The organism is Sphingopyxis granuli NBRC 100800, assembly GCF_001591045.1.
Taxonomy (GTDB): Bacteria; Pseudomonadota; Alphaproteobacteria; order Sphingomonadales; family Sphingomonadaceae; genus Sphingopyxis; species Sphingopyxis granuli.
Window position 1 is genome coordinate 1 of the sequence record NZ_BCUA01000126.1, and the last position, 7,674, is coordinate 7,674.

The following is a 7,674-nucleotide window of genomic DNA, read 5'->3' on the forward strand; positions in this document are numbered from 1 at the left end:
AAGGGGGTCAATCCATGGCAGCGGTGTCAGCAGGCCGCCAGCCCCGCTTTCATATCCTCGATCAGGTCGTGCTCGGCCTCGATACCGACCGACACGCGCAGCAGGCCTTCGCCGATCCCGGCCACGCGCCGCGCATCGTCGCCCATGTCGGCGTGCGTCATCGTCGCGGGATGGACGATCAGGCTTTCGACGCCGCCGAGCGATTCGGCGAAGGTGAAGACGCGCAGCGCCGCGACCAGCCGCTTCGCCGCCGCAGCGCCGCCCGCCAGATCGAAGCTGAGCATCGCGCCGAACCCCTGCTGCTGGCGCGCCGCGAGCGCATGGTCGGGATGCGTTTCCAGCCCCGGATAATGGACCGCGGAGACCGCCGGATGGTCGCTCAGCATCCGGGCGATCGCCATCGCGTTCGCCTGTTGCTGGCGCATGCGCGGGAACAGCGTGCGCAGGCCGCGCAGCGTCAGCCATGCGTCGAAGGGCGATCCGCCGCATCCGACGATATTCGCCCATTGCGACAGGCTGGCGGCCTGTTCGGCGTCGGCGGCGACAACGGCGCCGCCGATCACGTCCGAATGGCCGTTCAGATATTTGGTGGTCGAGTGGATGACATAATCGGCGCCGAGCGCGAGCGGCCGCTGGAACGCCGGCGACAGGAAGGTGTTGTCGACCGCGACCGCCGCCCCCGCCGCCTTCGCCCGCGCCGCCAGCGCGGCGATATCGACGACGCGAAGCAACGGGTTGCTCGGGGTTTCGATAAGCATCAGCGCGGGCGCGCCCGACAGCGCCGCCGCCACCGCATCCCCGTCGCGCTGGTCGACGAGCCGCAGCGACACTTGCCCGAGTTGCTCGCGCGCCTTGAGGAGGCGCATCGTCCCGCCATAGCAATCGTGCGGAGCGATCACGACGGCGCCGGCGGGCAGCCGCGACACGATCAGGTCGAGCGCCGCCATCCCGCTCGCCGTCAGGATCGCGCCCGCGCCGCCTTCGAGCTTTGCCAGCGCGGTCGCCAGCAGGTCGCGGGTCGGATTGGCAGCGCGGCCGTAATCATAGGCGCGCGGCTGTTCGAACCCCGCGAACTCGTAAGTGCTCGACAAATAGAGCGGCGGCGCGATCGCCCCGAACGCCGTGTCGCTCGCGACGCCGTACGCGGCCGCGATCGTCTCTGGCCGCAAGCCCTGTGCCCGCTCCGTCATTTCATATCCTTCCGTCTGGCCGCATCGCGATGAAGCGCTTCTATTTCCCGTGCTCCGGCGGGCGCACCCGGTCCAGAAAGGCCGCGGCGCTGTCGATATTCACCACATGGCTGTCGGCCATGCGGCGCAGGTCGGCGTGGAGCGCATCGTCGCGCACCCGCCGCGTCAGGTCGGCGAGCTTGCGCACCACCCACGCCTGACCGCGATTGAGGAAGGCGAGCCGCTCGACAGGGTCCGCGATCGCCATCGCCTTGCCGTGAAAGGCGCCGCACCGGCGCGACGGCGTGCCGCCGAGCCGCCGGATCTGGCGCGAGAGCATCGCGCACCAGCGGGCTTCGTCGGCACGAACGACGCGCATCATCGCGGCATGTTCGGGCCCGGTGGCGTCGCCGACGTTCGCCAGCGCGACGCGCGCTCCGGCGCGCTCGGCCTCGAGCAATTCGTTGAGCGCCGCCAGTATCTCCTCGCGCGACGCATAGCCCATATAGACGTCGTCGGCTTCGGCGCCGTAGCAGACGGGCGAGGCGCGTTCGTCGCTCATGCCGCCGCCGCCGCGTGCAGGCCGCGCCGCGCGCGCTCGATCACCCCCGCATCGGCGGTCGCCGAATGGACGGCATAGGCCGAATAGGAAAATTCGGGGCTGTCGGGCACCCGCGCGAGCCGCCCCTGCTCGATATGCGACTGGATGAAACCTTCGCGGAAATAGCCGCTGCCGCCCGTCGCGAGGATATAATCGAGCGCGAGCGGCCCATAGTCGATCGACACGACCGCATTGGGCTGGTCGGGAAAGGCGGCCTGATAGCCGGCGGCGAAGTCGGGGCCCCAGTCGATGCGTACATGATCGTCGGCCGCGAGCGGGCGGTCGACCGGCGCGGTGCGGACGAGCACCAGCTTCTCCTCGAACAGCAGTTCGGCAACGACGCCGGGCAGGCGCGGCGCGGCATAGAGCACGGCGATGTCGAGCGACCCGTCCTGCACGCGGTCGAGCAGCCGGTCGGATGCATCGATCGAGGTGCTGACGGCGATGTCGGGGCATTCGCGGCGCATCCAGATCAGCCAATGGCGCAGAAGCGGGCTCCACAGGCTGAGCTCCGCGCCGATCGTCACCACCGTATGCCGTCCGGGCGGCAGCGCCACCGCCTGCTGCGCGCGGTCCCACACCTGAACCATCGTCGTCGCGAAGCGCAGGAACTGCTCGCCCGCCGGGGTCAGGCGCGCGCCCGCCTTGTTGCGGACGAACAAGGGCCGGCCAAGCTGCGCCTCCAGCCCCCGGATCCGCGCGCTGACCGCCGTCTGCGTGAGGCCGAGATCGGCAGCCGCACCGACGAAGCTGCCGGTTTTCACGATTTCCAGAAAGGTGCGGGCGACGCCGACATCCATCAACAATTTTTCTTTCAATCGCAAATCGCATCTATTTATCTGCTGCTTTCTATAAGACGGGCGATGGCGTGACAAGACGCCGCCGCGGCGAAACCGCTCTTCGTCAATCTCGCCCCGTCAAAAAGGAACGGCGCGCGCAACCATGGCCCTGCCCCGTCGTTTCGCTCTCGCGGGCGGGCCGACGATGGAGGCCGATGTGACCGACAGGACCGATACCGACGCCACCCATATTCTCGCCGCGACCCATATTCTCGCCGCGACGATGTGACGCGCGATGGGCGCATCACCACATCCCGAAATGGAGGTTCGCAAGACGGAACTGGCGGCGGCTCTCGCCGGCAGTGATCTCCGCATCGCGACCGCGGAAAGCTGTACCGGCGGCCAGCTCGCCGCGCTGCTGGCGAGCGATCCCGGCCTGGGCCCGCATCTCGATCGCGGCTTCGTCGTCTATTCGGCGCAGTCCAAGACCGAGATGCTGGGGGTTCCGCCCGCCGACGTCGCCCGCTGCGAAGCCGTCAATGCCGCGGTCGCCGAAGGACTGGCGACCGGTGCGCTCAAACGCAGCGGCGCCGACATCGCGATTGCCGTGACCGGCTTTTGCGGGCCGCAGCAGAAGGATGAGGAAGTGGGTCTCGTCTATCTCGCCTGCGCAAGCAGCCGGACCGGGCTGGCGCAACAGACATGCCATTTCGGCGACCTGGGGCGCGAACGCGTGCTGGACCATGCGGTGATGGCGGCGCTGGCGCTGGTGACAAGCGCGGCGCGCGCCTACCGGACCGAAGCCGCGCTGCCGCGATAATGAGGCGCAGCCTCGAAGGGAGACGGCATGCTGCAATTTCTGGGACGCCTGCTGGCCGGCGATCGCACCCACCCGCCGCTGGTCCGGTATCTGAGCAGGGCGGAGGCCGAGCCCGAATGGCGCGAGGGGCGGCTCATGGCGCTCGACCCGCAGGGCGCCGCGTTCGAAACGCGGATCGACGGACGGCCGGTCGCCGAATGCCTCCCCTGGGGTTCGATCGCTGCAATCCACGTTCCGTTCTCCGCGCCGCGTCACGACGAGACCGCGCAGGACACGCGTCGCCCCGATAATCCGACGAGACGTGGGGATCGGCGCAACCTTGTGTCCGATCCGCCGTTGCCTCCGTGGAAGAGGAACGACACATGATACGGACATCTGTCAAAATGATCGGAGCTCTCGCCGTGGGAGCGCTTTTCTGGTTCGCCCGGCGGCCCACGGCGGCCGAACCCGTCAAGAGCGACGAGCATTCGGCCGCCTTCTGCGACAATGAGACCGACCCCGAGAATTTCGACCAGACCCGCTCCGCCGGTCCCGAGGGCATGCGCGATAAAACGCGCCGCGATTGGAACAAGGTCGATCAGGCCGTCGACGAATCCTTTCCGGCAAGCGACCCGCCCGCCTACTGATCGGCTGGCTTCGCCCGCGCCCCCGCGGCGATCACTCGGCGCCGGTGTGCGCGTGCGGTGCGGCGACCGCTTTCGATTCGGGCGATTCGCGCTGGCGCAGGAAGATCGAGAGCACGACGAGGACGGCGGTCGACAGGAACTCGCTCTGCCAGTTCTGGAAGGATTCGAACCAGAGCTGCGGGTCGCCGAGATAGGCGATCGTCGACAGCGCGGCCTCTCCATGCTCCGCCGCCTCCTGCGCCGCGGCCTTCGCGCTCTGGGTCCAGTGCATGAGGAAGGACAGCAGGAAGAGGATGAAGAGGACGATCCCGAGCGACCGCGCATAGAGCGCGCGCGCCAGCCGGCCCTTGCGCAGGATCGCGGGGGCGCCCGGCTTCATCGCCTGCACGGCCAGATCGGCATCGCGCGGCGGGCTGTCGGGGTCCTTCGATTCCGCGGAGCCGCGCTGGATCAATATGGCGGTCAGCACGACATAGGCCGACATCTGGAGGAACTCGCTCTCCCAATTCTCGAAGACAGACGAGAGGAATTCGGGACTGATCGTATAGAACAGAAGCGACGGAGCGACCGCGCCATGACGGGCGGCATCCTCGATCGCGACGTGCCAGCCGGCAAGCCACTGGCCGACGATGCTCCCGGCGAACAGCAGCAGCAGGACGAGGGTCAGGCTATTGTCTTTCAGCAGACGCATCTTCGCTCTCCACGTCCGTTCGCTTCGCCGTTCGTCGCGGGATCAATAGCGCTGCAACAGGCGCTCGACCGAGGGGATCGCGGTGCGGTTCCTGCTGTCGCCAGCCTCTATGTCCTTTTCCAGCGCGCGCCGGATCTCCTCGATCTGCGCGTCGGTCAGATGTTCGATCCCGACGAACTGCTCGCGCGCCTTTTCGAGCGATCGCAATATCTCGTCGAGTTTGGCCTGCATCGCGGCGCCGTCGCGATTCTGGCTGTTCTGGATCAGGAAGACGGCAAGGAAAGTCAGCACCGTCGTCGCGGTGTTCACGATCAGTTGCCAGGTGTCCGAATAGTGGAGCACGGGGCCGCTTGCGGCCCAGATCACGACCAGCGCCATGGCGGTCATGAACGTCTGCGGCTGCCCCATGATATGGGCGCATCGCGAGGCGATCTTCGTGAATACCGCATCGACCGACATTGTCTGCTCTCCGTTGCCAAGCCGCCCCCGCCTTCAACGCCCATGCGCGTCGCAGGTTGCGGGTGCGGCCGGGGCCCGAAGTCAGAAGGGAAAGAAGAACCGGATCGAAGCGATCGCGACCACGAAGGTGATGAGGTTGAGCGGCAGGCCGATGCGCACGAAATCGAGATAGCGATAGCCGCCCATCTGGTAGACGATGACGTTGGTCTGATAGCCGAAGGGCGTCGCGAAGGCGGCGCTCGCGGCCATCATCACGGCGACGAGGAACGGCCGCGGGCTGACCGAAAGGCTTTCGGCGAGCGCAACCGACACCGGCGTCACGAGCACCGCCACCGTCGCGTTGGACAGCAGTTCGGTCAGCACCATCGTCACCAGATAGAGGATGATCAACGCCGCCAGCGGACTCAGTCCGTGGACGCCCGAGATCAGCCGCTCGGAGGCCGCGGCGGCGAGCCCGCTCTTCTCCATCGCGATCCCGATCACCACCATACCGGCGATCAGGATCAATATCTCGGGCTTCAGGCCGCTATAGGCCTCGTCGGCGCTGATCACGCGCAGCAGGATCAGCAGCACCGCGCCCGCGAATGCCGTCGCCGCGATCGGCGCGACGCCGGCGGTCGCCAGCGCCACCGCCGCCACGAAGATCGCGAGCGAGATCGCGGCCTTGAGCGGGCGGAACGGCCGTTCCTTCGCGAACAGCGAGGCGTCGCCGACCTGGGCGTTGGCGATATGCGCCTGGTCGATTTCAGGCGCGTCGCCCGCGCGCTCGTCCGCCTCGTGCTTGCCGCCGAGCAGCCGGCCGCTGAACAGGAAAAGATAGAGGCCGCCGATCAGCGCCATCGGCAGGCCGACGGGCGTGATCTCGAAGATGCCGAAGCGTGCCTGCCCGGCCAGGCTTGCCATGTCGTCGACCAGCAGGTTGGTCGACGTCCCGATCAACGTGCAGCAGCCCGTCAGGATGGTGATGTACGACAGCGGGATCAGGAAGCGCTTGGGCGACAGGCGCAGCGTCGTCGCGACGTCGCGGATGACCGGCGCGCCGAGCACGACGATCGGGGTCGAATTGAGGAAGCAGGACACGCTGCCGATCATCGACAGCAACAGCCACAGCCCCGTCGCCCCCATCCGCCGGCACAGCGCGACGGCTCCCGCGATCGCCCGGTCGAGCAGCCCCGAGAGTTCGAGCGCGTAGGCGATGACGAACAGCGATGCAAGCGCGATGATCGCCGGGCTTGCAAAGGCCCCCTGCACGTCGACCGGCCGCACGACGCCGGTCATCAGCAGGACGGCCGCGCCGGTCAGGGCCACCACGTCGGCGCGCACCTTGTCCCAGATGAGGGCCGCAACCACCGCCGCGAGGACGAGCAGGGTCAGAACTTGGTCCACCGACATCGCCCCTGCGTCAATCGCCAGCGCCCCCCTGTCAATCGCTTCGTGAAAAAATATCCATTTGGGTCTGGAGGATGAGCTAGGATTTGCTATCCAAGTCCGATGCAGGAACCCAGCGTCAGAACGAGCCGGCTCGCCATCGCCGCCGGGTTCGCCGCCATCATCGCGATCGGCGGCAGCGGATTCTTCCTCGGCCGGGTCACCGCACCGGCCCCCAAGGCGCCGGCACCGGTCGCGCCCGCCCCCACGCCGGCGCCGAAGCCGGTCGTGAAAACGCTCGAACGCGGCGACCTGCTCGCGCTGGCGCAGCAGGCGGCGGACGCCTTCGCCTCCGGCCAGTCGGCTCCGAAGGCGGTCACCGACGCCGCCGGCCGCGCCTTCGACCTCACCCTGCCCTTCGGCTGCGGCGGTCCGGCCGATGCCGACAGCGGCGTGCCGATGCGCTGGAGCTACGACGAGGGCGAACAGATATTGCGCGTCTCGGTCCGGTCCGAGACGTGGAAGGGCGGCGACTGGGGATCGTCCGGCCCGGCAGATGCCGAGGTCGCCGAAGGATTCTGGATCAGCCGTCCGTGGATGAGCAGCCCGGACTGCCCGCTACGCGGCGATCGGGCGATGGCACGCGGCGTCGAGCCCGTGACGCTGCCCGGCCAGACGCTCGCCATCGCGCAGTTCGCGGGCAACGAGGCGGATCGCGATCTTCACCGCGGCGGCCGGCCCTACGAGATCGTCCAGCGCGTGCCGAAGGAGCGTTTCGACGGCTCGCGCGGGTTCCGGCTGCTGGTGTCGGGGCGCATCGCGAACCCCGGCGCTTCCGCGCCGATCCGGTGCGTACAGCCTGCCGGGACCGAACAGCGCCCGATCTGCGCGATCGACGTCCGCATCGAATCGGTCCGCATCGCCAATCCGGTCAGCGGCGAAACGCTGGCGACATGGTCGACCGGCCGCGTCGGCCAATAGGGCGACTGCCCGCGATGCCCGCGTGACCGGGCGCATTCGCCCAAAGCATCGTGCGTTGAATCCGATCTGCCTCCTTCGAGAGGTTTCGATTCAGAACGCCGAGTGTCGAATATTCCCGTTCGTGTCGAGCGGGGGGAAGTGACTCAGATTATGGCCTTCGGGGATTCGGGTTTCGGCACT

The 7,674-nt window shown here is 68.0% G+C and carries 11 protein-coding genes; 5 read left to right on the forward strand and 6 right to left on the reverse strand.

Annotated elements, in window-relative coordinates; all coding sequences use genetic code 11:
• Positions 1 to 26: 26 nt before the first annotated feature.
• The 3 genes from metB to SGR02S_RS18205 are packed head-to-tail and all read right to left on the reverse strand — an operon-like array spanning position 27 to position 2,570.
• Positions 27 to 1,190, reverse strand: coding sequence for a cystathionine gamma-synthase (metB, locus tag SGR02S_RS18195; protein ID WP_067113397.1), 1,164 nt, complete (start codon positions 1,188 to 1,190; stop codon positions 27 to 29).
• 40 nt (positions 1,191 to 1,230) lie between these two features.
• Positions 1,231 to 1,731 (reverse strand): DUF6306 domain-containing protein, encoded by a 501-nt coding sequence (locus tag SGR02S_RS18200; RefSeq protein WP_067113398.1) that lies wholly within the window; start codon positions 1,729 to 1,731, stop codon positions 1,231 to 1,233.
• A complete protein-coding gene (locus tag SGR02S_RS18205) occupies positions 1,728 to 2,570 on the reverse strand; it encodes a LysR family transcriptional regulator (protein WP_067113400.1) in 843 nt (280 codons plus the stop codon). The genes SGR02S_RS18200 and SGR02S_RS18205 overlap by 4 nt, the downstream gene beginning before the upstream one ends.
• A gap of 142 nt (positions 2,571 to 2,712) precedes the next feature.
• On the opposite strand from SGR02S_RS18205, the gene SGR02S_RS20635 reads away from it, so the two are divergent.
• Genes SGR02S_RS20635 through SGR02S_RS18220 form a run of 4 tightly spaced genes read left to right on the forward strand, consistent with a single transcriptional unit; the run spans position 2,713 to position 3,995 of the window.
• Positions 2,713 to 2,838 carry a hypothetical protein gene (locus SGR02S_RS20635; protein ID WP_255211521.1) on the forward strand — a complete coding sequence of 42 codons (126 nt, stop codon included), beginning with the start codon at positions 2,713 to 2,715 and terminating at the stop codon, positions 2,836 to 2,838.
• Between the two features lie 6 nt (positions 2,839 to 2,844).
• Entirely contained in the window at positions 2,845 to 3,369 is a 525-nt protein-coding gene (locus SGR02S_RS18210; protein ID WP_082797227.1) for a CinA family protein, read from the forward strand.
• A 27-nt stretch (positions 3,370 to 3,396) separates the two neighbouring features.
• The gene (locus SGR02S_RS18215) at positions 3,397 to 3,735 is read left to right on the forward strand and encodes a hypothetical protein (protein ID WP_067113406.1); all 339 of its coding nucleotides are present in this window, start codon (positions 3,397 to 3,399) and stop codon (positions 3,733 to 3,735) included.
• 35 nt (positions 3,736 to 3,770) lie between these two features.
• Complete coding sequence (locus tag SGR02S_RS18220; RefSeq protein ID WP_156483128.1) at positions 3,771 to 3,995, forward strand: hypothetical protein; 225 nt, start codon at positions 3,771 to 3,773, stop codon at positions 3,993 to 3,995.
• A 31-nt stretch (positions 3,996 to 4,026) separates the two neighbouring features.
• Here SGR02S_RS18220 and SGR02S_RS18225 read toward each other — a convergent pair whose 3' ends face one another.
• The 3 genes from SGR02S_RS18225 to SGR02S_RS18235 form a co-directional block, all read right to left on the reverse strand.
• Positions 4,027 to 4,686: a DUF6766 family protein gene (locus tag SGR02S_RS18225; RefSeq protein WP_067113409.1), complete on the reverse strand. Its 660-nt coding sequence runs from the start codon at positions 4,684 to 4,686 to the stop codon at positions 4,027 to 4,029.
• A 42-nt stretch (positions 4,687 to 4,728) separates the two neighbouring features.
• Entirely contained in the window at positions 4,729 to 5,145 is a 417-nt protein-coding gene (locus tag SGR02S_RS18230) for a low affinity iron permease family protein (RefSeq protein WP_067113410.1), read from the reverse strand.
• A gap of 81 nt (positions 5,146 to 5,226) precedes the next feature.
• Entirely contained in the window at positions 5,227 to 6,537 is a 1,311-nt protein-coding gene (locus tag SGR02S_RS18235) for an SLC13 family permease (protein ID WP_067113411.1), read from the reverse strand.
• A 99-nt stretch (positions 6,538 to 6,636) separates the two neighbouring features.
• On the opposite strand from SGR02S_RS18235, the gene SGR02S_RS18240 reads away from it, so the two are divergent.
• Positions 6,637 to 7,494, forward strand: coding sequence for a hypothetical protein (locus SGR02S_RS18240; RefSeq protein WP_067113412.1), 858 nt, complete (start codon positions 6,637 to 6,639; stop codon positions 7,492 to 7,494).
• Positions 7,495 to 7,674 lie beyond the last annotated feature (180 nt).

Excerpts from the sequence above, each read along its gene's own strand:
- metB (WP_067113397.1), bottom strand. The coding sequence starts at position 1,190 with ATGACGGAGCGGGCACAGGGCTTGCGGCCAGAGACGATCGCGGCCGCG.
- SGR02S_RS18200 (WP_067113398.1), bottom strand. The coding sequence starts at position 1,731 with ATGAGCGACGAACGCGCCTCGCCCGTCTGCTACGGCGCCGAAGCCGAC.
- SGR02S_RS18205 (WP_067113400.1), bottom strand. The coding sequence starts at position 2,570 with ATGGATGTCGGCGTCGCCCGCACCTTTCTGGAAATCGTGAAAACCGGC.
- SGR02S_RS20635 (WP_255211521.1), top strand. The coding sequence starts at position 2,713 with ATGGCCCTGCCCCGTCGTTTCGCTCTCGCGGGCGGGCCGACGATGGAG.
- SGR02S_RS18210 (WP_082797227.1), top strand. The coding sequence starts at position 2,845 with ATGGGCGCATCACCACATCCCGAAATGGAGGTTCGCAAGACGGAACTG.
- SGR02S_RS18215 (WP_067113406.1), top strand. The coding sequence starts at position 3,397 with ATGCTGCAATTTCTGGGACGCCTGCTGGCCGGCGATCGCACCCACCCG.
- SGR02S_RS18225 (WP_067113409.1), bottom strand. The coding sequence starts at position 4,686 with ATGCGTCTGCTGAAAGACAATAGCCTGACCCTCGTCCTGCTGCTGCTG.
- SGR02S_RS18230 (WP_067113410.1), bottom strand. The coding sequence starts at position 5,145 with ATGTCGGTCGATGCGGTATTCACGAAGATCGCCTCGCGATGCGCCCAT.
- SGR02S_RS18235 (WP_067113411.1), bottom strand. The coding sequence starts at position 6,537 with ATGTCGGTGGACCAAGTTCTGACCCTGCTCGTCCTCGCGGCGGTGGTT.
- SGR02S_RS18240 (WP_067113412.1), top strand. The coding sequence starts at position 6,637 with ATGCAGGAACCCAGCGTCAGAACGAGCCGGCTCGCCATCGCCGCCGGG.